The organism is Pseudomonas sp. Marseille-Q5115 (assembly GCF_916618905.1).
In the GTDB taxonomy this organism is placed as follows: Bacteria; Pseudomonadota; Gammaproteobacteria; order Pseudomonadales; family Pseudomonadaceae; genus Aquipseudomonas; species Aquipseudomonas japonica_A.
On sequence record NZ_CAKAKI010000001.1, the window covers coordinates 3,119,429 to 3,144,426 of the forward strand.

At 62.3% G+C, this 24,998-nt stretch carries 22 protein-coding genes; 14 read left to right on the forward strand and 8 right to left on the reverse strand.

Features of this window, described 5'->3' with window-relative positions:
* Window position 1: 1 nt before the first annotated feature.
* Window positions 2-1,027 carry an NAD(P)H-dependent glycerol-3-phosphate dehydrogenase gene (locus tag LG385_RS14335; protein WP_181114760.1) on the reverse strand — a complete coding sequence of 342 codons (1,026 nt, stop codon included), beginning with the start codon at window positions 1,025-1,027 and terminating at the stop codon, window positions 2-4.
* Between the two features lie 227 nt (window positions 1,028-1,254).
* On the opposite strand from LG385_RS14335, the gene LG385_RS14340 reads away from it, so the two are divergent.
* The 4 genes from LG385_RS14340 (at window position 1,255) to LG385_RS14355 (ending at window position 6,180) form a co-directional block, all read left to right on the forward strand.
* The gene (locus LG385_RS14340; RefSeq protein ID WP_225774850.1) at window positions 1,255-3,162 is read left to right on the forward strand and encodes a response regulator; all 1,908 of its coding nucleotides are present in this window, start codon (window positions 1,255-1,257) and stop codon (window positions 3,160-3,162) included.
* A 254-nt stretch (window positions 3,163-3,416) separates the two neighbouring features.
* Window positions 3,417-3,932, forward strand: coding sequence for a 3-hydroxyacyl-[acyl-carrier-protein] dehydratase FabA (fabA, locus tag LG385_RS14345; RefSeq protein WP_181114762.1), 516 nt, complete (start codon window positions 3,417-3,419; stop codon window positions 3,930-3,932).
* An 11-nt stretch (window positions 3,933-3,943) separates the two neighbouring features.
* A complete protein-coding gene (gene fabB, locus LG385_RS14350; protein ID WP_225774851.1) occupies window positions 3,944-5,164 on the forward strand; it encodes a beta-ketoacyl-ACP synthase I in 1,221 nt (406 codons plus the stop codon).
* A 137-nt stretch (window positions 5,165-5,301) separates the two neighbouring features.
* Window positions 5,302-6,180, forward strand: a complete 879-nt coding sequence (locus LG385_RS14355; RefSeq protein WP_225774852.1) for a pirin family protein — start codon at window positions 5,302-5,304, stop codon at window positions 6,178-6,180.
* Here the strand turns inward: LG385_RS14355 and LG385_RS14360 are convergent.
* Window positions 6,177-6,911: a dienelactone hydrolase family protein gene (locus tag LG385_RS14360; RefSeq protein ID WP_181114770.1), complete on the reverse strand. Its 735-nt coding sequence runs from the start codon at window positions 6,909-6,911 to the stop codon at window positions 6,177-6,179. The two genes, LG385_RS14355 and LG385_RS14360, sit on opposite strands and share 4 nt — an antisense overlap.
* A 74-nt stretch (window positions 6,912-6,985) precedes the next feature.
* Complete coding sequence (gene htpG / locus LG385_RS14365) at window positions 6,986-8,890, reverse strand: molecular chaperone HtpG (protein ID WP_225774853.1); 1,905 nt, start codon at window positions 8,888-8,890, stop codon at window positions 6,986-6,988.
* 205 nt (window positions 8,891-9,095) lie between these two features.
* Here htpG and LG385_RS14370 point away from each other — a divergent pair, with 205 nt between their 5' ends.
* On the forward strand, window positions 9,096-9,365 hold the full coding sequence (locus LG385_RS14370; RefSeq protein ID WP_181114774.1) for a hypothetical protein: 270 nt from the start codon (window positions 9,096-9,098) through the stop codon (window positions 9,363-9,365).
* Window positions 9,366-9,422: 57 nt separating this feature from the next.
* On the opposite strand, the gene LG385_RS14375 is transcribed toward LG385_RS14370, so the two are convergent.
* Both LG385_RS14375 and brnQ read right to left on the reverse strand, forming a co-directional pair.
* A complete protein-coding gene (locus tag LG385_RS14375) occupies window positions 9,423-10,397 on the reverse strand; it encodes a hypothetical protein (RefSeq protein ID WP_225774854.1) in 975 nt (324 codons plus the stop codon).
* A gap of 103 nt (window positions 10,398-10,500) precedes the next feature.
* Complete coding sequence (brnQ, locus tag LG385_RS14380) at window positions 10,501-11,817, reverse strand: branched-chain amino acid transport system II carrier protein (RefSeq protein ID WP_225774855.1); 1,317 nt, start codon at window positions 11,815-11,817, stop codon at window positions 10,501-10,503.
* Between the two features lie 296 nt (window positions 11,818-12,113).
* Here brnQ and LG385_RS14385 point away from each other — a divergent pair, with 296 nt between their 5' ends.
* Window positions 12,114-12,329, forward strand: a complete 216-nt coding sequence (locus tag LG385_RS14385; RefSeq protein WP_181114781.1) for a hypothetical protein — start codon at window positions 12,114-12,116, stop codon at window positions 12,327-12,329.
* Between the two features lie 18 nt (window positions 12,330-12,347).
* Here the strand turns inward: LG385_RS14385 and dnaQ are convergent, their stop codons facing one another.
* Genes dnaQ through LG385_RS14400 form a run of 3 tightly spaced genes read right to left on the reverse strand, consistent with a single transcriptional unit; the run spans window position 12,348 to window position 14,347 of the window.
* Window positions 12,348-13,085, reverse strand: coding sequence for a DNA polymerase III subunit epsilon (dnaQ, locus tag LG385_RS14390; protein ID WP_225776248.1), 738 nt, complete (start codon window positions 13,083-13,085; stop codon window positions 12,348-12,350).
* 2 nt (window positions 13,086-13,087) lie between these two features.
* Complete coding sequence (rnhA, locus tag LG385_RS14395) at window positions 13,088-13,558, reverse strand: ribonuclease HI (protein WP_225774856.1); 471 nt, start codon at window positions 13,556-13,558, stop codon at window positions 13,088-13,090.
* 30 nt (window positions 13,559-13,588) lie between these two features.
* A complete protein-coding gene (locus LG385_RS14400; protein WP_225774857.1) occupies window positions 13,589-14,347 on the reverse strand; it encodes a class I SAM-dependent methyltransferase in 759 nt (252 codons plus the stop codon).
* Window positions 14,348-14,424: 77 nt separating this feature from the next.
* Here LG385_RS14400 and gloB point away from each other — a divergent pair, with 77 nt between their 5' ends.
* The 8 genes from gloB (at window position 14,425) to fabI (ending at window position 24,950) form a co-directional block, all read left to right on the forward strand.
* Window positions 14,425-15,204 carry a hydroxyacylglutathione hydrolase gene (gene gloB / locus LG385_RS14405; protein ID WP_225774858.1) on the forward strand — a complete coding sequence of 260 codons (780 nt, stop codon included), beginning with the start codon at window positions 14,425-14,427 and terminating at the stop codon, window positions 15,202-15,204.
* Window positions 15,205-15,302: 98 nt separating this feature from the next.
* Window positions 15,303-16,718 carry a lytic transglycosylase domain-containing protein gene (locus LG385_RS14410; RefSeq protein WP_225774859.1) on the forward strand — a complete coding sequence of 472 codons (1,416 nt, stop codon included), beginning with the start codon at window positions 15,303-15,305 and terminating at the stop codon, window positions 16,716-16,718.
* 82 nt (window positions 16,719-16,800) lie between these two features.
* Entirely contained in the window at window positions 16,801-18,630 is a 1,830-nt protein-coding gene (locus LG385_RS14415; protein ID WP_225774860.1) for an extracellular solute-binding protein, read from the forward strand.
* Window positions 18,627-20,432, forward strand: a complete 1,806-nt coding sequence (locus LG385_RS14420; RefSeq protein WP_225774861.1) for an extracellular solute-binding protein — start codon at window positions 18,627-18,629, stop codon at window positions 20,430-20,432. Before LG385_RS14415 ends, LG385_RS14420 begins: the two co-directional genes overlap by 4 nt.
* Complete coding sequence (locus tag LG385_RS14425) at window positions 20,432-21,505, forward strand: microcin C ABC transporter permease YejB (RefSeq protein ID WP_225774862.1); 1,074 nt, start codon at window positions 20,432-20,434, stop codon at window positions 21,503-21,505. Before LG385_RS14420 ends, LG385_RS14425 begins: the two co-directional genes overlap by 1 nt.
* Window positions 21,505-22,524: an ABC transporter permease gene (locus LG385_RS14430; protein WP_181118918.1), complete on the forward strand. Its 1,020-nt coding sequence runs from the start codon at window positions 21,505-21,507 to the stop codon at window positions 22,522-22,524. The genes LG385_RS14425 and LG385_RS14430 overlap by 1 nt, the downstream gene beginning before the upstream one ends.
* A gap of 1 nt (window position 22,525) precedes the next feature.
* On the forward strand, window positions 22,526-24,136 hold the full coding sequence (locus tag LG385_RS14435; protein ID WP_225774863.1) for an ABC transporter ATP-binding protein: 1,611 nt from the start codon (window positions 22,526-22,528) through the stop codon (window positions 24,134-24,136).
* 19 nt (window positions 24,137-24,155) lie between these two features.
* Entirely contained in the window at window positions 24,156-24,950 is a 795-nt protein-coding gene (gene fabI / locus LG385_RS14440) for an enoyl-ACP reductase FabI (protein WP_225774864.1), read from the forward strand.
* Window positions 24,951-24,998 lie beyond the last annotated feature (48 nt).

Here is a 24,998-nt window from a genome sequence, read left to right on the forward strand (position 1 = left end):
CTCAGGCGAAGCCGCTATCGGGGATGAAGTCCACGTCGGTCTTGGGGTCGCCGGTCATCAGCGCGCCGATCACCTGATCGAGGGTGCGCCCCTCGAACAGGATCGCATGCAAACCGGCGACCAACGGCATGTAGATCTGCAGCTCGTCGGCCCGGGCCTTGAGCACCTTGAGTGTGTTCACCCCTTCGGCCACTTCCCCCAGGCGGGTGACAGCGGCTTCCAAGGTAAGCCCCTCACCCAACGCATGACCTACCTGGTAGTTACGGCTTTTAGGCGATGAACAGGTAACGATGAGGTCGCCCACCCCGGCCAGGCCCAGGAACGTCATGGGGTTGGCGCCCTGGCTCACGGCAAACCGGGTCATCTCCGCCAGCGCCCGGGTAATCAGCATGCTACGGGTGTTTTCACCCATGTTCAGGGCGGCCGCCAGCCCGGCGATGATGGCGTATACGTTCTTCAACGCGCCGCCCAGTTCCACGCCAAAGCGGTCACTGCTGGCGTACACGCGAAACCGCCGCCCGTGCAACGCTGCCTGGACGGCCCGGCACAGGGCTTCGTCCGCGCTGGCGACGACGGTAGCAGTAAGCTCGTGCTCGGCGATTTCGCGCGCCAGGTTAGGGCCCGAAATCACCCCAAGGCGCGCCGCCGGTGCGATTTCCTCGAGGATTTCGCTCATCAGCTTGAAGGTGTTGGCTTCTATGCCCTTGGTAAGGCTGACCAGCATTTTTCCCGCCAACACCCCAGCATGGGGGGCCAGTACCGATCGCAAGGCGCTGGACGGCAGCGCCACGAACAGCAACTCGCTGCCTTCAAGCACGCTGGAAAGGTCAGTGGTGGGTTCCACGGCGGGATGGAGCTTTATTCCCTTCAGGTACCGCGGGTTCTCCCTGGCCGTACGCATGGCCTCGGCCTGCTCGGGGTCGCGCATCCACTGCCGTACCCGATGGCCGTTCTCGCCCAGCAGGTTGGCCACCGCAGTGCCGAAGCTGCCTCCGCCGAGTACCGCGATCGGTTGCTGTTCAGACATATAGACTTCCATTGGGACCTGAGTAGACGGTTCGTCATTATACGGAGCGATACTTGCAGAGCCACCCCCGGCGCCGCCGACCTGGCCGCGCCGACCATCGCCGGAAACCTGGAAGGACGCCGGCAACTCTGGAAATGTTCCGGATCCCGGGTAAGATGCCCGCTTCCGAGCCGATGCCATTAAATAGCGATCAGCATGCCACGCCCTCGCAACAGAGTAGCCCGCCCGTGAATATACGTTGGAGCGGGGATATTCACGCCAGAACACAGATCATCAGCCTGGGCCCGGCCCTGTTGCTGACGCTGCTGTTGATCTGCTTCTTTACCTACGTACGAATCCAAGACCTGCGCCAGGAAATGACCCACACCGGTCAACTGATCGCCAGTCAGCTGGCACCGGCGGCGGAGTATGGGGTACTGGCCGATAACACCGAAGTCCTGGACGGCCTGCTTCGAGCCACCCTGAGTATTCCGCACGTGCGCTTCCTTGAAGTGCAGGATCGGGACGACGACATCGTGGTGTACCTGGAGCAACCGGCCAACGGCAATGCGTCGGTGACCCCGGTGCAGGTGTTCCAGGCCCCTATCCGGCTGCAGCGGTACGCCAGCAGTGGGGAATTCAAGCGCAGCGTGAGCGGCGGTGATCACGCGGACGACTACCTGGGGCGTGTGGTGGTCGGCATGTCCGACGATGCCTTCAATGAGCGGCAGCAGGAAATTCTTATCAAGGCCGGCGTGCTCGCGCTGTTCACCCTGGCCGCGACGTTCCTGATGGCACGGCGCCTTTCCCGCGGGCTGTCTCAGCCTATTCGCAACATGGGCGCGGCAGTGAAGGCGATTCGCCAAGGGGACTTCAAGGCGACCCTTCCAGTAGAGGTCAACAGCGAACTGGGTGCCCTGGCGCAGCATATCAACGACCTGGCCCAAGGGCTGGAGCAGGCCAGCCGCGAACAGCGCGAAGCCATGGAGCAATTGATCCATACCCGGGAAGAGGCGGAACGGGCCAACAACGCCAAGACCGAATTCCTGGCGATGATGAGCCATGAATTGCGTACCCCCATGAACGGCGTGCTGGGCATGTTGCAGCTGCTCGAAACCACCCCGCTCAACGACGAACAGCACGAATACGCGGTACTTGCCACGCAGTCCACCGAGCATTTGCTCAAGGTGATCAACGACATTCTCGATTTCTCCCGCATCGAGCGTACAGGGCTGGAACTCGAACACATCCCCTTCAATCTCGGGGAGTTGTTCAGCGAATGCGTGCATTCCTTCCAACACAGCGCGCAACAAGGCGGGCTCGCCCTTACCCTTGACGCCGAGCCGGGTTTCAACGAATGGCAGGTGCTGGGCGATCCTACGCGTATCCGGCAGATCCTGGTGAACCTCATCGGCAACGCATTGAAATTCACCGAGCACGGCGGCGTGAAGGTAGAACCGCGTTGCCAGGTGCTGGACGACCGGCTGATCTGGCTCAGTTGCCGGGTGGCCGATACCGGCATCGGCATCGACCCCGAAGCGCTCGAGCGTATGTTCGTGGCGTTTCAGCAGGCCGACAGTTCCATTTCCCGGCGTTACGGCGGCACGGGCCTTGGCCTTCCGATTGCCCGCAACCTTGCCGAACGCATGGGTGGCACCTTGCGTGCCCAGAGCAACGAAGGACGCGGCTCGGTGTTCACCCTCGAAATGCCGTTGGCCTTGAGCCACAAGCCGGCCCCGGCCAAGCAGAGCAATGCCCTCGTGCCACGAACCAATGCCCCGGCGCAGGGTCAGAATCATCACGTATTACTGGTGGAGGACAACCCGGTCAACCAGACAGTCATCGAGGCCATGCTGCGCAGCCTGGGTTACGAGGTAAGCGTGGTAGGTGATGGAGCGCAGGCGGTCGACAGCGTGCGCCAGCAGACCTTCGACGCGGTATTGATGGACTGCCGGTTACCCATTGTGGATGGTTATGAGAGTACCCGGCGCATTCGGCGCTTGCCAGAGCGCAACGGGCTCCCCATCATTGCGCTTACTGCCAATGCCCTGCTGGGTGACCGCGAAGCCTGCCTGGAGGCCGGCATGGACGATTACCTGGCCAAGCCGTTCAAGCGTACTGATCTGCAGCAGTTGCTGCAGCGCTGGCTGGCGTGAGTGGCGCAGTATCACCTCTGCAAAGCGGCGCACAACGGTGGTACAGTGCGCCGCCTTGAACTGCACGCCTTGCGGCGCGCCGCGTCAGCGGGTCACGTATTCAAACGGATTGGCAGGGATCAGACCGCCATCCTGTGACTTTAACCACAACGCATTAGTCTATGACTAGGCTGCCGGCCTGGGGAAACACGCCCCTTTTTCAGCCGGCCGGGATGATTTGCCCCCTGCCCGGCAGGGACCATTGAGGAGCTCGCATGACCAAACAACACGCCTTTACTCGGGAAGACCTGCTGCGCTGCAGTCGCGGCGAGCTGTTCGGCCCAGGTAACGCGCAATTGCCCGCCCCTAACATGCTGATGGTGGATCGCATCACCCACATCAGCGAGGAAGGCGGCAAGTACGGCAAGGGTGAATTGGTCGCCGAACTGGATATCAACCCCGACCTGTGGTTCTTTGCCTGCCACTTCGAAGGCGACCCGGTAATGCCGGGCTGCCTGGGCCTGGATGCCATGTGGCAGCTGGTCGGTTTCTTCCTGGGCTGGCAAGGCCTGCCGGGCCGCGGCCGTGCCCTGGGGTCGGGCGAGGTCAAATTCTTTGGCCAGGTATTGCCTGAAGCCCGCAAAGTGACCTACAACATTCATATCAAGCGCGTGCTCAAGGGCAAGCTGAACATGGCCATCGCCGATGGCACGGTCAGCGTTGACGGCCGCGAGATATATACCGCCGACGGCCTGCGTGTCGGCGTGTTCACGTCCACCGAAAACTTCTAAGGGTTACTCGCATGCGCCGCGTCGTTATCACGGGTCTAGGCATCGTTTCATGCCTGGGCAATGACAAAGACACCGTTTCCGCCAACTTGCGCGCAAACCGCCCCGGCATCCGCTTCAACCCGGAATACGCCGAAATGGGCCTGCGTAGCCAAGTCTCCGGTTCGGTAGACCTGAACCTCGAAGAACTGATCGACCGCAAGGTCTACCGCTTCGTTGGCCATGCCGCCGCGTACGCCTACCTGGCGATGCAGCAGGCCATCGCGGATTCCGGCCTCAGTGAAGATCAAGTGTCGAACCCGCGTACCGGGCTGATTGCCGGTTCCGGGGGCGCCTCCACGCTGAACCAGATGGAAGCGCTGGACATCCTTCGCGAAAAAGGCGTGAAGCGCGTTGGCCCGTATCGGGTCACTCGTACCATGAGCAGCACGGTATCGGCCTGCCTGGCCACGCCTTTCAAGATCAAGGGCCTGAACTACTCCATCGCTTCGGCCTGCGCCACCAGCGCGCATTGCATCGGTGCGGCCATGGAGCAGATCCAGCTCGGCAAGCAGGACGTGGTATTCGCCGGCGGCGGTGAAGAAGAACACTGGACCCAGTCGTTCCTCTTCGATGCCATGGGCGCGCTGTCTTCGCAGTACAACGAAACGCCGGAAAAAGCCTCCCGCGCCTACGACGCCAAGCGTGACGGCTTCGTCATCGCAGGCGGCGGCGGCATGGTAGTGGTCGAGGAGCTGGAGCACGCCCTGGCCCGCGGCGCGAAGATCTACGCCGAAGTGGTCGGCTACGGTGCTACCTCCGACGGCTATGACATGGTAGCCCCGAGCGGCGAAGGCGCGATCCGCTGCATGCAGCAGGCCCTGGCAACGGTCGATACCCCGATTGACTACCTGAACACCCATGGCACTTCCACGCCGGTAGGTGATGTGGCGGAAATCAAGGGCATTCGTGAAGTATTCGGTGACAAGGCTCCGCCCATCAGCTCTACCAAGAGCCTGTCGGGCCACTCGCTGGGCGCCGCAGGCGTGCACGAGGCCATCTACTGCATGCTGATGATGGAAGGCAACTTCATCGCCGGTTCGGCGAACATCGACGAGCTGGACCCTACCGTGGCCGACATGCCAATCCTGCGGGAAACCCGTGAGAACGTGCAGCTCAACACCGTGATGAGCAACAGCTTCGGCTTCGGTGGCACCAATGCCACCCTGGTGCTCAAGCGCTGGGAAGGCAAATAAGCGGCAAGCTGCAAGCTGCAAGCTGCAAGTAGAAGCTAAAAGCAAAAGCAGCATGATGACGGCGCTCCCATGGGGCGCCGTTTGTTTGTGCGCTACACTGCTGCCACTTGCCATTTGCAGCCTCATCAGGAGCCTTCATGGCCATCGCGTCAGTGATTACCCCTCGGCAGGAGAGCGTCGGCGGCCAACCCATTCTGCGCCCCCTGCCCTCCGCTCAATGCCGCAGTGTGGGCCCATTCGTCTTCTTCGATTACATCCTGCCTCATGACTACCCGCCCGGGCAGGGCATGAACATCCATCAGCACCCCCATATCGGCCTTTCCACGTTGACTTACCTGTTCGAGGGTGAGCTGCTGCACAAGGACAGCCTGGGTTCCGAGGAGCGGGTGGCGCCTGGCCAGGTGAGCTGGATGACCGCAGGTAATGGCATCGCCCACATCGAGCGCACCCCTGACGACCTGCTGCAAGCCGGCAGCCGGCTACATGGCCTGCAGGTGTGGCTGGCCATGCCCAAGCCCAAGGAACAGGACGACCCGACCTATTACTACTTCGAGGCCGACGAGCTGCCTTCCCACGAGGAAGGTGGCGTACGCATCACGCTAGTGGCGGGCCACGGGTTCAGGCAGATTTCACCCGTGCCGGTGCTCTCCCCTACCCTGTATGCGATCGTGGAAATGACTGCGGGCAGCTCGCTGTTGATTCCCGACGAACATTCGCAACGGGCGGTGTTCCTGCTCGAAGGCGAAGCCTACCTGGGTGCTGACCCTTTGCAGGCCCGTACCCTGGTGGTTCTGGAGGAAGGGGTGGAAGCCAGCCTGAGCACTACCAGCAGCGCACGCCTGGCAGTGATAGGTGGCGCGCCACTGGACGGCCCTCGCCGCATGAACTGGAACTTCGTGGCCAGCGACCCGGCCCTGATAGAGCAGGCTCGCGCTCGCTGGGCCGTAGGGGACTGGCCGGAAGTGCCAGGCGAGGCCGGGCGCATTGAGCTGCCCAGCCCGTCACGCCGGGATTAAAGCTGGGGCTGGAACACTTCAGCGAACAGGTTGTGCATCGCCTGGAAAGCCCGGTCCGAGATCTTCTTGTCGTACATCTGCTTGCCCGGGTTGTTGGCTTCGGGGTCAGTGAACGAGTGGTAGGCACCGCCGTAGCTGATCAACTGCCAGTCCACGTTCGCGGCGTTCATTTCTTCAGTGAACGCCGGCAACTGCTCCTTGGGTACCAGCGGGTCCGCATCCCCGTGCATCACCAGCACCGCGCCCTTGATATTGCTCGCATCGGCCGGGTTCGGGGTATCCAGGGTACCGTGGAACGACACCGCGGCCTTCAGCGCAGCGCCGTCGCGGGCCAGTTCAAGCGCGCAGCAACCGCCGAAACAGAAGCCGAAGCTGGCCAGGTTGGCGCTGTCCACGGTCGCGAAGCTTTGCTCGGTGAGTTGCTTGAGCGCCGCCTGCATGCGAGTACGCAGCAAGCCACGATCGTTTTTCAACGGCATCATGGCGGCCAGCGCGCCGTCGGCATCCGAAGGGCGTACAGCCTGGCCGTACAGGTCGGCCACGAGCACCACATAGCCCTGCGACGCAACAGCCTGGGCGATGCGCTCCGCGCCTTCGGAAACGCCCATCCAGTTCGGCGCCATGACCAGGCCCGGGCGCGGTGATTTGATATCGGCATCAAAAACCAGCCGGCTTTCGTAAGCCGCGCCGTCTACCTGATAAACCAACGACTCAACGGTGATGGTGCTCATTGATTGCTCCTGATTGCCCCAAAGGTATGTCTCAAAAAAGAAGCCCGCCGTAGCGGGCTTCCATCACACAGGCGTTAAGCTGACAACTCGATCAACAGCTTGTTCAGGCGCCGCACGTACGCAGCCGGGTCTTTCAGGCTATCGCCGGCAGACAATGCAGCCTGGTCGAACAGGATGTGGGCGAAGTCCGCGAAGCGGTCTTCATCGGGTTCGTGGTCCAGCTTTTCCACCAGCGGGTGGGAAGGGTTGAACTCGAAGATCGGCTTGGAATCAGGAACCTTCTGCCCGCTTGCCTCAAGGATCTGACGCATCTGCAAGCCCATGTCGTGCTCACCAATGGCCAGGATGGCTGGCGAGTCGGTCAGGCGATGCGATACACGCACCTCGCTCACGGTATCGCCCAAGGCGGTTTTCAAGCGCTCTACCAGGCCTTCCTTCTCCTTGGCTACAGCTTCCTGGGCCTGCTTGTCTTCTTCGCTGTCCAGTTTGCCCAGGTCAAGGTCGCCGCGCGCCACATCGGTCAGCGCCTTGCCGTCGAAATCGGTGAGGTAGCTCATCAGCCATTCGTCGATGCGATCGGTGAGCAACAGCACTTCGATGCCTTTCTTACGGAAGACTTCCAGGTGCGGGCTGTTTTTGACCTGCGCGTAGCTGTCGCCGGTGAGGTAGTAGATCTTGTCCTGCCCTTCCTTGGCCCGGCTCAGGTAGTCGGCCAGCGAAACGGACTGCTCGCCGCTCTCGTCGTGGGTGGAGGCGAAGCGCAGCAGGCCGGCGATCTTTTCCTTGTTGGCGAAATCTTCGGCGGGGCCTTCCTTCAGTACCTGGCCGAAGTTCTTCCAGAAGGCCTTGTACTGCTCGGGCTCGTTCTTGGCCAGCTTGTCCAGCATGTCCAGCACGCGCTTGGTGAGCGCGGACTTCATCGAGTCGATGATCGGATCTTTTTGCAGGATTTCACGGGAAACGTTCAGCGACAGGTCGTTGGAGTCCACCACGCCCTTGATGAAGCGCAGATACAGCGGCAGGAACGACTCGGCCTGGTCCATGATGAACACGCGTTGCACATACAGCTTGAGGCCACGCGGGGCTTCGCGGTGATACAGGTCGAATGGCGCGCGCGCCGGCACATACAGCAGCGAGTTGTATTCCAGCTTGCCTTCGACCTTGTTATGGCTCCAGCTCAGCGGGTTCTCGAAGTCGTGAGAGATGTGCTTGTAGAACTCCTGATACTCCTCGTCCTTGATCTCGGTGCGAGGGCGGGTCCAGAGCGCGCTGGCACGGTTCACGGTTTCCCAGCCAGGCTCGGCAGCTTCTTCGCCTTCGGCCGCGGCTTGCTCCTTGGGCAACTCGATCGGCAGCGCGATGTGATCGGAGTACTTCTTGATCACGTTGCGCAGGCGCCAGCCATCGGCGAACTCGCTTTCGTCCGCTTTCAGGTGCAGCACGATACGGGTACCCCGCTCGGCCTTCTCGACGGTGGCGACTTCAAACTCGCCCTCGCCCTTGGAGGACCAGTGCACGCCTTCGCTGGCAGGTGCGCCGGCGCGGCGGCTGAACACCTCTACCTGGTCGGCGACGATAAAGGCCGAGTAGAAGCCCACACCGAACTGGCCGATCAGGTGCGAGTCCTTCTTCTGGTCACCGGTGAGGTTTTTCATGAAGTCTGCGGTACCGGACTTGGCGATGGTACCGAGGTGGGCAATGACTTCGTCACGGCTCATGCCGATGCCGTTGTCATCGATGGTCACGGTTTTCGCATCCTTGTCGAAGGTCACGCGGATTTTCAGTTCCGCGCCGCCCTCAAGCAATTCAGGCCGTGCCAAGGCTTCGAAGCGCAACTTGTCCACTGCGTCGGAAGCGTTGGAGATCAGTTCGCGAAGGAAGATCTCCTTGTTGGAATACAGCGAATGAATCATGAGGTGCAACAGTTGTTTCACCTCGGTCTGGAAGCCCAGGGTTTCCTTTTGAGTTTCCACACTCATTTGTTCGAACTCCAATGCTGATTGGCACAAGCCGCCAGGCGGCGCGGACTGCCCGGCTCACGGGCGGGATGTTCAGCAGATGGGGGCAGCGCGGCCGATTTCAAGGGCCAGGGGTGCAAGGCGCCGACGCCCCGGAAGGCAGGAACTTAACGGACCCGGCTGCGTTCGAAGGCACGTAATGATTAACCATAAGGAGAAACACCCCATGCAAAAGACTTTCGCCTATGCCTTGATGCTGGCCGCGACCCTGGGCCTTGCCGCCTGCGATAACGCGTCCGACAAAGCCAAGGACGCCCAGGACCATAAAGAAAACGCCCAACAGCAAATGGACAAAGCTCAGGACCACGTGAACGACGCGGCCAAGGAAAACGCCAAGGCCAACCAGGACGCCGCCGAAGCCCATCAGAAGGCTACCGAGGAAAGCACCCCGGCCAACGGCAACGCCCCTGCTCCAGAAGCTGCTCCAAAGCAGTAATACGCTCCGGCCTGCCCTGCAACCCGGCCCGCCTCAAGCAACACAGGCGGCCGGGCTTTATATCAGCGCCTGGTTCACTGCTTCGATCAGCCGCGCCATGTGGGCTTCGCCATACCGCTGATCGATCGGCAAGGGCAACATGCATTCAGCCCACTGCCGGGCCACCTCGCAACTCCCGCCTGCTTCCAGCACATCCTTCCAGTACGTCGCGATATAAATCCGTTGCCGTGCGAGTTCGCCACGCACCCGCTCTGCTTGAGCCGCGCTGTCGAGCAGCAGCGGATAGCACATGGGTGCAAGCCCGTCGTGCAGTGCTATTTCGTAGCGGTTGACCTTTGCAAACGCCGTGTGCAAGCAGCCAAGGTTGGCCCGCCGCCGCGCCGCGATGGCTGCATAATCGACGCCTTGCAGCAGCCGGGCGGTCAGCGAAGACATGCCGCGCATACCCTCCTCCCGAATACCTCGCTCCACGTCAACATAACTGCCGTACCACGGTTCGGGGCCGTCTTCGAGCCGGCCGAGCAATGCGCCGAAGCGGCCCTTGCTGAGGGTAGCCGCAGGCGGCTGAGTTGCAGCAGGCCCGTTGAGCAGCCAGCCGCCATCGGGCACACCCATGAACTTGCGCGGCGAATACAGCGTAGGCACCCCTTTGGGAGGGCTTGCGAACAGAGCTTGGGCGTGGTCGGCAATCAGCTGCCCCGTATACCGCGGGGCCAGCTCGCCTTCGATAAAGGGGGTTTTATAGCCGAAGTAATTGACGTAGAGGAGCGCTTCGCCTGTATCCAGCGAGGGCAGCTCGGTAGGCTGCAGCCGGTTATCGAGAGCGTATCGCCGCAGCTCGACACTACTGCGCTGCGCGGCCTCGACCATGGTGCCGCAGGTGTACCAGGGGAGATAAAGGCGCCGGGTGCCGCTTTGTAGCAGTAGCGCCTCGAAGGCATAACGCGCGCTGTTGTACCCCAGCGCCGCGGGGTACAACGCTTCGCCAGAGGGAACCTCCAGCTCGAAATAACCACCGATGGCATCGCTCATGATCCCTCCCTGGGCCCGACGGTTGCCGGTTCGCTGTAGCAGCGTAGCACTCGCCTTCGGCCAAGGGTAAGGCCTTGCAGTAAACAAGGCCTTGTAAGGGAGGCTAGCCCTCGGCGCGTTCGGCGCGGCCGGCAAGCACCCGATCGCACACCGCCGCGATGGCCAGGGTAGCGACGGACGGGATCAACCAGGCCAGGTTCTGCTGGCTCAGCGGAAGGTTTGCCAGTGCCACGGGCAGGTGTTCCGCCCATGGTGTGGCCTTGAACGCATCGATGCCGCCAAACAGCAGCGAGACAACCGCCACGGGCGCAACCACGCCCATGGGAGAGCGCCAGAGGTTTTGCACGAAACTCAGCGCTACCAGCACGATGCAGGGCGGATAGATTGCCGTGAGAATCGGAATGGATACCGCGATCAGCCGAGTAAGCCCAAGATTGGAAACCAGCAGCGAGAACGCCGCCAGCAGCAGTACCAGGGTGCGATAGGACAGCGGCAGCAAGCCGCTGAAATATTCGGCGCAGGCGCAGGTAAGGCCAACCGCGGTGACGAGGCAGGCCAGCGATATCAGCACTGCCAGGAACATGCTGCCCAGGTCACCAAAGGTATGTTGCACGTAGGCATGCAGCACTTCAGCGCCGTTAGCCGCGCCAGTGGCGATGATGTGGCTTCCCGAACCCAGGCGGAACAGGCTCAGATAAACGAGCACCAGACCTATGCCGGCAATCAGCCCGGCGATCACGGCATAGCGAGTCACCAGGCGCGGCGACTCGATCCCACGCGAGCGAATGGCATTGACGATCACGATGCCGAACACCAGCGCGCCAAGGGTATCCATGGTCAGGTAGCCATTGATGAACCCCAGCGAGAACGGAGCGGCCTGATACTCGGCGGTGGCTTCCCCAACCGGGCCGGCGGGGTGCAGGAAGGCCACGGTCCCCAGCGCGGCGAGCGCCAGGATCTTGAGCGGAGCGAGGAAACGACCCACCGTGTCCAACAGGCGGCCCGGGTACAGCGATACCAGCGCGACCACGCTGAAATACACCACACTGTAGATAAGCAGCGGCAACGGCCCATCACCAGTGAGCGGCGCCAGGCCTACGGTGAAGGACACGGTAGCGGTACGCGGGGTAGCGAACAACGGGCCTACCGCCAGGTAGCAGACCACCGCAAGCAAAACGCCGGCAAAGCGCCCCAGGGGGCTACTGAGTGCGTCGATACTGCCACCTACCTTGGCCAGGGCTACCACGGTGAGCACAGGCAGGCCCACGGCGGTCACCAGGAAGCCAAGCGCGGCAAGCCACACATAGGGCCCGGACTGCAAACCGACGATAGGGGGGAAAATGATGTTGCCAGCGCCCACGAAGAGGGCGAATGTCATGAAACCGAGTGCCAGAATATCCTGGCCTTTAAGCACTTTCATTTTGCGGGACCATACTGCAGACGAACGAAGGATAGGGAGATTTCCCGCAAGGTCGAGGGAAAGGGGGCCACCGGGTTCGGCAGACGCTTCCAGAGGCCCTTGTGGGGCTTTTGGAAGGTGGCGAAGGATAGCGAAAACACCGGGCGAATGCACCCGCCCAGGGCAGCTGCGCGACCGACGCACCGGGATTGTGCGGCGATCTGCCGCAGTAATTTTTTACCGAATGTAAAACCTTAAGGCAAAACAAGAGTCTATGGTGTCAGACACTTGCGCCGCACCGCTCGGAGGATGTAACCATGGCAGCACAGATGGTGGCCCAGTTTCACGCAAGGGACGCTGAAGGGCGCGTGTACCCTGTTCAAGCCTTCCAGAATGCCTTTCTGCCCGACGGAAGCACTGACGAAGCCTCCCCACTCACGTATCGCCTGGCCATTGGCGATCGCGTAAACCACTTGGGTGATGACCGCTTCATGCTGGTGCAGAGCGGCATCGAGATCGTCCGTATTCCGTAAGCTGTGAAGAGGCTGGCTTCAGGTCTCTTCTACCCATAGCGCCGCACCGCCCGCCGCCTTGGCGATTCGCTCCAGGTGCGCAACGTGAGCGGCCAGCTCTGCTTCCGTGGCCATGATGATACGGCCCAGCGGCCGGTTGGCTGGTAGCCTGCGAACCTGGCTACCCTGCTCATCTCCACCCTCCTCGGTGTCCCCGTTGCCGGCCAATGACAGGCTGGTCTGGCCGCCTGTCATTGCAAGATACACGTCTGCCAGCAACTCGGCGTCCAGCAACGCGCCGTGAAGCGAACGCTCGCTCAGGTCAATGCCATACCGCTTGCATAACGCGTCCAGGCTGTTGCGCTGGCCAGGATGGCGCGCCCGCGCCAGGCCGAGCGAGTCGACGATGGTGCAGTACTGGCTCAGGTCGGCGCGATCGGCCTGGCCCAGCAGGGCGAACTCGTTGTTGAGGAAGCCGACGTCGAACGCCGCGTTGTGGATGACCAGGGTGGCGCCCCGGATGTATTCGTAGAACTCGTCCGCCACTTCGGCAAAACGGGGCTTGTCGCGCAGGAACTCGGACGTGATGCCGTGAACCCCGATTGCGCCTTCGTCGCTGTCGCGGTCCGGCTGCAGGTAAATGTGGAAATTGCGCCCGGTCAATCGACGCCCCACCACCTCGACACAGCCGATTTCCAGCACACGGTGGCCGTCGGTCACTGGCATGCCGGTGGTTTCGGTGTCGAGTACGATGATCCGCTGCGCGGTTATGGGCATGTTCATGGCGCTACCCCCGGCTGGCCCTGCCGCAGCCTGCGTACATCGTCAACGCCACGATTGGCCAGGTCGTCTGCCCGTTCGTTGCCATGATGGCCGTTATGCCCGCGTACCCACTGCCATGTAACCTGGTGGCGAGCCACCTGCGCGTCCAGCTCCTGCCAGAGGTCGGCATTCTTCACCGGCTCGCGGGCAGCGGTTTTCCATCCGCGTTTCTTCCAGTTGGGCATCCATTGCTGAATGCCCTTCATCACGTATTCGGAGTCGGTTACCAGGTTGACCTGGCACGGCCGCTTGAGCTCTTCGAGCGCGCGGATGGCGGCGGTGAGCTCCATCCGGTTGTTGGTGGTGGAGGTTTCACCGCCCCACAGCTCTTTCTCCACACCCTTGTAGACCAGCAGCGCACCCCAGCCGCCCGGGCCGGGATTACCTTTGCAGGCCCCATCGGTGTAAACCTCGACAACATCGCTCATTGATCGACCTGTACCGAAAACGTGAACCGCTCACTGCCCGCCATCGCGCCGGTTGAGTTTGGCCAGCGGCAGGGGGAACAACTTGCCCATGGGCTCTCTTCGTGCCTGGCGCAGCGGGCGCAAGCCAACTACCAGCTTGCGTGCCACCAACACATAGAAGCCGCCGCCAGCGCTTTGCCAGCGCCCGGCGACCCGCTCCCAACCGGCCATGCGCGCCTGCCAGGCAGGCGAGGCAAGCGGCGGACAATAGCATCCGAAGCGTTTTTTCTCCAGCGCGAAGCCCAGCAGGTTCAGCCAATCCCCTACCCTGGAAGCGGAAATACAGCGGGCCTTGCGCAGCGCCCCTTTGGCGAACAGGTGCCTGGCGCCCCAGGGGCTCCAAGGGTTGATGCCCACGATCACCAGGTGACCACCGGGGCGCACCGCCCGTGCCGCTTCGCGAAGCAGCCCGTGGGGCGAGAGGGAAAAATCCAGCCCATGCTGCAACACCACGAGATCGGCCGCATGCTCGCCCAGGGGCCAGGCCTGCTCCTCGCAGGCAATGTGCACCCCCGGCCAGGGCGCGCCCAGCCGAACGTGGTTCTGTATACGGGCAGCGACGGGCGGCGCGTCGGCGTGCGGGCCATAGTGAACAAGGTAGCCACCGAAGAACTTGCCCAGCTCGGCGCTGAGCACGGCGTGCTCCTCACGCAACAACAGCTGGCCCAGCGGGCCCTCGAACCACTCCCTGGCCTGGCCGATAAGCTCGACCCATTGCTGATCCGCCTGCGCGAATGGCTTGTCTGTCATTGCCGCTCCCTCCGGGTTCTCGCCGGGATCGTCCAGGCCTACTATGCAACCTATCTCAAAGCGTAGCGAATCTCGCCATGATACAGATCACAGCTCTCTCCGCGTTCTCCGATAACTACATCTGGCTGTTGCAGGATGATACAAGCCGTCGCTGCGCGGTCGTGGACCCGGGCGACGCCGGGCCCGTGGAACGCTGGCTGGACGCCCATCCAGCCTGGAGCCTCAGCGACATCCTGGTCACTCACCATCACCATGATCATACCGGCGGCGTTGCCGCACTCAAGGCCCGCACAGGCGCCCGGGTGGCCGGCCCCGCCAGGGAAACCATCCCGGCTCTGGATCTGGCGCTCGAAGATAACGCGCAACTGAGCGTGCTAGGCCTCACACTGCACGTGATCGACGTGCCAGGGCATACCGCCGGGCACATCGCATTCGTTCACCGAAGCGCCTCGCAACCGTTCGTGTTGTCCGGCGATACGCTGTTCGCCGGCGGATGCGGGCGGCTGTTCGAGGGGACCGCGCAGCAAATGCATGTTTCGCTCGGTCGCCTGGCGGCACTCCCGGACGACACGCTGGTGTACTGCGCTCACGAATACACGTTGAGCAATCTGCGCTTTGCCCGGGAAGTAGAGCCAGCCAACGTTGCGCTCGCCGAGCGGTTCGCTCAAGTGCAGGCACTGCGCGAGCGAAACGAAATCACGCTGCCCAGCAGTATCGGCCTGGAAAAGGCCACGAACCCGTTTTTGCGCGCTGGCGAAACATCCGTTAAAGAAAAAATGGACCAGCGGGCAGGCGCTCCGCTTCCCAGCGAAGCCGCGGTTTTCGCGGCAATCAGGGCCTGGAAGGATACGTTCTGAGCAGGATCACGCGAGGTGACTGAAGGATGAAAGGTTGACCGCCCTACCCCCCCTTTCTAGAATCGCCGCACATTTTTGCCCGGATAACATCGCCGCCAATGTCTCCCACCACTCCTCGCACGTCATCCTCCCGCGCCTTTACCCGGCTTGGTCAGGCCATTGCCCTGGCCCTGTCCGCCGCGCTGGTGGGCTGCCAGAGCGCGGCGCACGTGGAGCAAGCCCCGGCACCCGCGCCCTCGGCCTCGCTGGCCAAACGGGTCAAGCCCAGGCCGGTGTTCCAGGTGGAGCGAAACAAGCAGCAGCCGCCGCAGGACCTCTGGGCACGCATGCGCGAAGGGTTCCAGATGCAGGACGGCATCGATGTAAACCCACGGGTCGAGCAGCAACGGTTATGGTTCGTCAGCAATCCGGAATTTCTCCTAACCTCCGCTGACCGCGGCAGCCTGTACCTGCACTACATCATCGAGAGGCTCGAAGAGCGCAACATGCCGCTGGAGCTCGCGCTGCTGCCGGTCATCGAAAGCGCCTACAACCCCATGGCGCTTTCGCGGGCCAACGCGGTAGGGCTGTGGCAGTTCATCCCGTCCACGGGGCGATATTTCAACCTGCGCCAAACCAACCTCTACGATGGCCGGCGTGACGTAACCGCGTCCACCAACGCGGCGCTGGATTACCTGAGCAAACTGCACGACATGTTCAACGGCGACTGGCTGCTGGCGCTGGCCGCCTACAATGCCGGTGAAGGCACGGTCAGCCGGGCGATCGAGCGCAACGAGAAACTCGGCCTGCCCACGGACTACTGGAACCTGCCGTTGCCACAGGAAACCCGGGACTACGTACCCAAGCTGCTGGCGCTTTCCGAAGTGGTGTCCTCGCCCCAGGCGTACGGGATAGATCTGGAGCCCATCGCCAACCAACCCTACTTCAAGGTGGTGGAAATCAACCAGCGGCTCGATCTGGCCCGTGTGGCTGCCCTTGCCGACATCGACGAAGACGAGCTGTATCAGCTCAACCCGGCCTTCAAGAAACGCATGACACTGGACCGGCCACAACACCTGCTGGTACCTACCGCCAAGGCCCAGCTGCTGGCCGACAGCCTGTCGTCGATGAAGCCCGAAGAATTGCTGACCCTGCGCCCGCGCGAGCAAGTGTTCGAGCAAGTTGCCAGCACTACCCCGTCGCCACGCCGGGATTACCGGGTGCGTTCGGGCGACAACCTCTCGTCCATCGCCAAGGCGAACAAGGTCAGCGTGAGCGACCTGCAGCGCTGGAACAAGCTCACCGGCAAGCGCCTCAAGGCTGGCCAGATGCTGGTCATGCAGGGTGGCGCCAAGGCAGCCAGCCCAGCCGCCAGCGACAAGCGCAGCACCCGCTACACCGTTCGCAAGGGCGACTCCTACGCGCTCGTGGCCAAGCGGTTCAAGGTTCAACCGCAGCACCTCAAGCGCTGGAACCCACGCCTGGGCAAGGCGCTGCGCCCTGGCCAAACGCTTACCGTCTACATCGATCGCTGAGTTCCAGCCTCGGCCGGTTACCTGTCGAGGCCGCATCGAGTCTGGTAATGTACGCGCCTGGCCACTTCGAAGCTGTGACCTGATGCGCGTTCTCCCCCTTCTTCTGTTTGGCCTGGCGTTCGCTGGCCCGGCCATGGCTACGCGAATCGAAAGCCATGGCTATGCACAATTCGGCACGCTCAAATACCCTGCCAGCTTTACCCACTTCGATTGGGCGAACCCGGCCGCGCCCAAGGGCGGAACGCTGCGGATCATGGCTGCGGGCACCTTCGATACCCTCAACCCTTATACCTTCAAGGGCACCAGCCCAACCTCCACCGCCAACTTCCTGCAATATGGGGTGAGCGAGCTGAGCGAGCCGTTGATGGTAGGCACCGGGCAATACGACCCCTCCGGCGATGAACCCACCTCCAGTTATGGGCTGATCGCCCGCTCGGTGGAATACGCCGACGACCGCAGCTGGGTGGTGTTCAACCTGCGACCAGAAGCGCGCTTCAGTGATGGCCAGCCCATTACCGCAGCCGACGTCGTGTTCTCGTATCGCACCCTGCTCAAGCAAGGCCACCCGCAATACCGCACCAGCCTCCAGGAAGTACAGCGGGTAGACCAACTGGGCCCTCACCGGGTGCGCTTCGTGTTCAAGCGCAGCGGGAACCCTTTACTGATCCTTCGCCTGGGAGAAATGCCGGTACTGGCGCGGCACTACTGGCAAAGTCGAGACTTCCAGGCCACCACCTTCGAGCCGCCGGTGACGAGCGGCCCTTACCGCATCACCGAAGTTGTGCCCGGGCGCCGCCTGGTATTCGAGCGGGTGCGCCGATGGTGGGGCAAAGACCTCCCGGTGAACCATGGCAAGTACAATTTCGACCGAGTCGAAGTGGAGTTCTACCGAGACAGCAACGTGGCGTTCGAAGCGTTCAAGGCGGGCGAATTCGATATCTACATCGAACACCAGGCCAAGAACTGGGCCACCGGGTATGACATTCCCGCGGTAGCGAGTGGCGACATCATCAAGCAGGAAATACGCCATCGCATCCCCACCCAGACCCAAGGGCTGTTCATCAATACCCGACGCGCCCGGTTCAGCGATGTGCGGGTTCGCCAGGCTCTGGGCATGTTGTTCGACTTCGAGTGGACCAACCGGGCGCTGTTCAGCGGCGCCTACCAGCGGGCGGCCAGTTATTTCCCCAACAGTGAATTCACCGCGAGCGGCCTGCCCACCGGGCAGGAGTGGTTATTGCTGGCGCCTTGGCGCGAGCACCTACCGCCGCGCCTGTTCACAGAGCCGTTCGAGGTGCCGCATACCGACGGCAATGGCATTCCAAGAGATACCCTGCGCAATGCCATGGCCCTGCTGGCCGAGGCAGGTTGGAGCTATCGCGACGGCCAGCTGAGAAACCGCGCCGGCCAACCATTGCAGCTCGAGCTGTTGCTGGTGAACCCGGCGCTGGAGCGCATCCTCGAGCCCTACGTGGAAAACCTTGCCCGCGTGGGCATCGAAGCACGGCTGCGCACTGTCGACCGCGCGCAATACAAACAGCGGCTGGACCAGTTCGACTTCGACATGATCCTGATGACGCTTCCACAAACGCTAAGCCCGGGCCTGGAACAATGGCAGTACTTTCATTCCAGCCAGGTGGCCATCAAAGGCAGCAAGAATTACGCCGGTGTCGGCGACCCGGTGGTGGACCGGCTGCTTGACCAGTTGCTGGCGGCGCATAGCCGCGAGCAGCAGGTAGCCGCCGCCCGGGCACTGGACCGGGTACTGCTATGGCAGCATTACATGGTGCCCAACTGGTACCTGGGCTATCACCGCCTCGCCTACCGCAACCGCTTCGAGCACCTCCCTACTCCGCCCTACGCCTTGGCATTGAACACCTGGTGGCTCAAGCCTCTGGAGAACGACCGATGACGTTTTACCCCGCCATGGCTCGTATGGCCTGTGCGCTGCTTTGGCTGACCACGGCCGGCCTGGCGCAGGCTGGCAACGAGCACACGATCACGCTGTACGACGAGCCGCCGCGCTACCCGGCCAGTTTCACCCATTTCGACTACGTGAACCCCGACGCCCCCAAAGGCGGCACCTTCCGCCGCGCGGCCATCGGCGGTTTCGACAGCCTCAACCCGTTCATCAACAAGGGTGTGCCAGCCACGGGCGTGGAGCAGATCTACGACACCCTGGCGGTACAGAGCCTTGACGAGCCGATGACCGAGTACGGGCTGGTGGCACAGCGGATCGAGAAAGCCCCCGACCATACCTGGGTGCGTTTCTACCTGCGGCCCGAAGCGCGCTTCCATGACGGGCACCCGCTGCGGGCCGAGGATGTCGCGTTTACGTTCGAGGCACTGACCACCCACGGCGCGCCGTTTTATCGCAGCTATTACGCCGACGTGGACAAGGTGGTCGTCGAAGGGCCGCTGCAGGTGCTGTTCAAGTTCAAGGGCAACGCCAACCGCGAACTGCCGCTGATCCTGGGCCAATTGCCCATATTGCCCAAGCATGCCTGGGAAGGCCGGGACTTCGAGCGCGGCAACCTGGACATTCCGCTGGGCAGCGGGCCGTATCGAGTCGCCGAGGTGCAGGCCGGCCGCTCCGTGCGCTATGAGCGGGTAAAGGATTACTGGGCCAAGGACCTTCCCGTGAACCGGGGGCAATACAACTTCGACACGCTGGTATACGACTACTATCGGGATTCCACCGTGGCCCTGGAGGCGCTCAAGGCGGGGCAATTCGACTACTGGCAGGAGATGATTGCGAAGAACTGGGCCACAGCCTACGACGTGCCTGCCGTGAAAGCCGGCCGCCTGGTGCGTGAGGAAATACCCAATGGCAGCCCCAGTGGCATGCAAGGCTTCGTGTTCAACCAGCGTCGGCCCTTGTTCACTGACGTGCGCGTGCGTCGCGCGCTAGCGCTGCTGCTGGATTTTGAATGGACCAACAAGCAACTGTTCAACGGCGCCTACATCCGCAATGGCAGCTTCTTCGAAAATTCCGAAATGGCCGCCGAGGGCCTGCCCAACGCCGCCGAGCTCAAGCTGCTCGAACCGTTGCGAAATCAAGTGCCCCCGCAGGTGTTCAGCGAGCAATGGCGCAACCCGGTGACCGACGGCAGCGGGATCATTCGCGACCAGCAACGTGAAGCATATCGCCTGTTGCAGGAGGCCGGCTGGCACATCGTAGGGGACCAAATGCTCGATGCCCAGGGCCAACCGGTGGTGATCGAGTTTCTGTTGATGCAGCCGGATTTCGAACGGGTGTTGCTGCCCTACAAGCGCAACCTGAAGGACTTGGGCATCGACCTGGTGCTGCGCCGGGTAGACGTGTCGCAGTACGTCAACCGGCTGCGTTCCAGAGACTTCGACATGATCGTTGCCAGCTTTCCGCAGTCCGCATCGCCTGGCAACGAACAGCGGGGCTACTGGTCCAGCGCGGCGGCTGACAATCCCGGGAGCCGTAATTTCATGGGCTTGAAGGACCCCGCCGTGGACACCCTGCTGGACGGGCTGATCAATGCCGAGACCCGCGCCAGCCTGGTGACCCATGCCCGCGCTCTGGACCGTGTGCTGCTTTGGAACGCGATCCTCATTCCAAACTGGCACCTGGACAGCTGGCGCGTCGCGTACTGGAACCGCTTTGCTCACCCGGCCACCCCGCCCCGGTATGACATCGGCCTGAACACTTGGTGGGCCAAGCCGGCCACGGAGGCAAACTGATGCTCGCTTACCTGCTGCGGCGTTTGCTGCTGATTGTCCCTACCCTGCTTGGCATTCTGGTGATCAACTTTGTGATCATCCAGGCCGCGCCCGGGGGGCCGGTGGAGCAGATGATCGCCAAGCTCGAAGGCTTCGAAGGTGCCACCAGCCGTATCGGCGGCGGTGGCGCCGAGGTTGCGGTCGCGGGTGCGACCTATCGAGGTGCCCAGGGGCTCGACCCAGCCCTTATCGCTGAAATCGAACGGCTGTACGGGTTCGACAAGCCGGCACCTGAACGCCTGTGGATCATGATCAAGAACTACGCCCGCCTGGACTTCGGCGATAGCTTTTTCCGAGACGCCAAGGTCACCGACCTGATTGTGGAGAAGATGCCGGTGTCCATCTCCCTGGGGCTGTGGAGCACACTGATCATGTACCTGGTGTCTATTCCGCTGGGGATTGCCAAGGCCACCCGCCATGGGTCCGCTTTCGACGTGTGGACCAGTTCGGCGATCGTGATCGGTTACGCCGTGCCGGCCTTCCTGTTCGCGATCCTGCTGATCGTGCTGTTCGCTGGTGGGAGCTACCTGCATTGGTTCCCCCTGCGCGGGCTCACTTCCAATGATTTCGATCAATTGAGCCTGGGCGGGAAGGTGCTGGACTACTTCTGGCATCTGGCGTTGCCGGTCACTGCATTGGTCATCGGTAACTTCGCCACCATGACCCTGCTCACGAAAAACAGCTTCCTGGACGAGATCGGCAAACAGTATGTGATCACCGCCCGCGCCAAGGGCCTTAACCAGCGGCGCGTGCTGTATGGCCACGTGTTCCGTAACGCGATGCTGTTGGTAGTGGCAGGGTTTCCTTCGGCGTTCATCGGCATTTTCTTTACCGGTTCGCTGTTGATCGAGGTGATTTTCTCCCTCGATGGCCTGGGGCTCATGAGCTTTGAGGCGGCAATCAACCGCGACTACCCGGTGGTATTCGGCACGTTATTCATTTTCACGTTGGTGGGCTTGCTGGTGAAGCTGATTGGAGACCTGACCTATACGTTTGTGGACCCCCGCATCGACTTCGAAGGCAGGAAGCACTGATGGCCCTTTCTCCGTTGAATCGACGCCGGCTGCAACGCTTCAAGGCGCACAAGCGCGGCTGGTGGTCGCTATGGCTGTTCAGCGTATTGTTCGTGCTGAGCCTGGGCGCCGAGTTGATCGCCAACGACAAGCCGTTGCTGATCCATGTAAACGATGCCTGGTATTTCCCGGCTTTCGAGCGTTACCCGGAAACCACTTTTGGCGGAGAATTTCCGTTGGAAGCTAATTACAAAAGTCCCTATGTCCGCGACCTGTTGGAGCGGCAAGGCGCCTGGACGCTGTGGCCGCCTATCCCCTTCAACTACCAGAGCATCAACTATGACCTGAAGGTCCCGGCGCCGGCGCCGCCGTCCTCGCAAAACTGGCTGGGCACCGATGACCAGGGGCGCGATGTACTGGCCCGGGTGATCTATGGCTTTCGCATCTCGGTATTGTTTGCCCTCACCCTTACCCTGCTCAGCTCGTTGATCGGGGTGCTCGCCGGCGCGCTGCAAGGGTTCTATGGTGGCTGGGTAGACCTGGCCGGGCAGCGTTTTCTGGAGGTGTGGTCCGGCTTACCGGTGCTCTACCTGCTGATCATCCTTGCCAGCTTCGTACAACCCAACTTCTGGTGGCTGCTCGGCATCATGTTGCTGTTTTCCTGGATGAGCCTCGTGGACGTGGTACGCGCGGAGTTCCTTCGCGGGCGCAACCTGGAGTATGTGCGCGCCGCCCGGGCGCTGGGCATGCGCGACGGGCCGATCATGTTCCATCACATACTGCCGAACGCCATGGTGTCGACCATGACCTACCTGCCTTTCATCCTCACGGGCGCCATCGGCACCTTGACCGCGCTGGACTTTCTCGGCTTCGGGCTGCCCGCAGGCTCGCCTTCGCTGGGAGAGCTGGTAGGCCAGGCCAAGGCCAACCTTCAGGCGCCCTGGCTCGGTATCAGCGCGTTCTGCGTACTGGCCCTGATGCTCAGCCTGCTGGTATTCATCGGCGAAGCCGCCCGTGACGCATTCGATCCAAGGAAATGACATGACCACCGATACCTTGATCGAAATCCGCGACCTGGCCGTGGAGTTCCATGGCAACGAGCAGGTCCAGCGCGCCGTGGCCGGCGTGAGCTTCGACATCCGCAAGGGCGAAACCCTGGCGCTGGTGGGCGAAAGCGGCTCGGGAAAATCCGTGACCGCGCATTCCATCCTGCGCCTGCTGCCCTACCCGCTCGCTCGCCACCCCAGCGGGGAAATCCGCTACGGTGGCCAGGACCTGCTGCGCGCCAGCGAGCGAACCTTGCAGAAGATTCGCGGCAACCGCATCGCCATGATCTTTCAGGAGCCCATGACCTCGCTGAACCCGCTGCAGCCCATCGAAAAGCAGATCGGCGAAGTGCTCGCTCTACACAAGGGGCTGACCGGTGCGGCCGCCCGCGAGCGCATCCTCGAACTCCTGGCGCTGGTGGGCATTCCCGAGCCTGCCCGGCGCCTGCGCGCGCTGCCCCATGAACTGTCCGGCGGGCAGCGCCAGCGGGTGATGATCGCCATGGCCCTGGCCAACGAACCAGAGCTGCTGATTGCCGATGAACCTACCACTGCCCTCGACGTGACGGTACAGCTGCGCATCCTTGATCTGCTCAAGGATTTGCAAGCCCGCCTGGGCATGGCCATGCTGTTGATCAGCCATGATTTGAACCTGGTGAGAAGAATCGCCCACCGTGTATGTGTCATGCAGCGCGGTTGCATCGTCGAACAGGCAGCATGTGAACAATTGTTTCGTGAACCGCAGCATCCGTACACCCGCGAATTACTTGCCGCTGAACCCGCTGGCAAGCCAGTTGCCAGCCCTCAGGCTGAGCCATTGCTCGAAGTGAGGGACCTGCGTGTGTGGTTCCCGGTCCGCAAAGGCCTGCTGCGGCGCACCACGGACCACATCAAGGCAGTAGACGGTATCGGCTTTTCGTTGCCCCGAGGGCAAACGCTTGGCGTGGTGGGAGAAAGCGGCTCGGGCAAGTCCACGCTGGGCCTGGCGATCCTTCGCCTGATCCAGAGCCAAGGGGGCATCCGCTTCCACGGTACGGACCTGCAAGGGCTTGACCGCGGCGAAGTACGCCCGCTGCGCAGAGAGATGCAAGTGGTGTTTCAGGACCCCTTCGGCAGCCTCAGCCCGCGCATGAGCGTAGGGCAGATCGTCGGAGAGGGGCTGCGCATTCACGGTATCGGCACTGCGCAGGAGCAGCAGGCGGCTATTGTTGCCGTGCTGCGGGAGGTCGGGCTGGACCCGGACACCCGTCACCGCTACCCTCACGAGTTTTCCGGGGGCCAGCGGCAACGAATCGCCATCGCGCGGGCGCTGGTGCTGCAGCCAGCCCTGATCGTGCTGGACGAGCCTACCTCCGCGCTGGACCGAACCGTGCAACGTCAAGTGGTGGAGCTGCTGCGATCGTTGCAGGCCAGGCATGGCCTGACATATCTGTTCATCAGCCATGACCTGGCCGTGGTCAAGGCCCTGAGCCATCAGCTGGTGGTCATGAAGCAGGGCCAGGTCGTAGAACAAGGGGAGGCAGCGGCCATATTCGCCGCGCCGCAACACCCCTATACACAACAGCTACTGGAAGCTGCCTTCATGGCCCCGGTCGCTGTCGATTAATTAGAAGAGGAACAAACACATGGGTTTTCTCGCCGGTAAGCGCGTACTGATCGTCGGTGTTGCGAGCAAATTGTCCATCGCATCCGGTATCGCCGCAGCGATGCATCGCGAAGGTGCGGAGCTGGCTTTCACCTATCAGAACGACAAACTCAAAGGTCGTGTCGAGGAATTCGCCAGTGGCTGGGGCTCGGGCCCTGAGCTGTGCTTCCCGTGCGACGTGGCAAACGATGACGAAATCGCCAAGGTGTTCGAGGCGCTGGCGCAGAAGTGGGACGGCCTGGATTGCATCGTTCATTCGGTCGGTTTCGCGCCGGGTGACCAGCTCGATGGCGACTTCACCAGCGCTACCACCCGTGATGGCTTCCGCATTGCCCATGACATCAGCGCCTACAGCTTCGTGGCACTGGCCAAGGCCGGCCGCGAGTTGATGCAGGGCCGCAACGGTAGCCTGCTCACCCTGTCTTACCTGGGCGCCGAGCGCACCATGCCCAACTACAACGTAATGGGCATGGCCAAGGCCAGCCTTGAAGCTGGCGTACGTTACCTCGCCCGCAGCCTGGGCCCGGAAGGCATCCGCGTGAACGCTATTTCGGCCGGCCCGATCCGCACCCTGGCGGCCTCGGGCATCAAGAACTTCCGCAAGATGCTGGACGCCAACGAAGCTCAAACCCCACTGCGCCGCAACGTGACCATCGAAGAAGTCGGCAACGCCGGCGCCTTCCTGTGCTCGGACCTGGCCTCTGGCGTAAGCGGCGAGATCATGTACGTGGATGGTGGTTTCAACACCACGGCCATGGGTGACCTCACCGAGTAATCGGTTGGTTTATCCCGCCCACAAAAAAGGCCGCGATCAGCGGCCTTT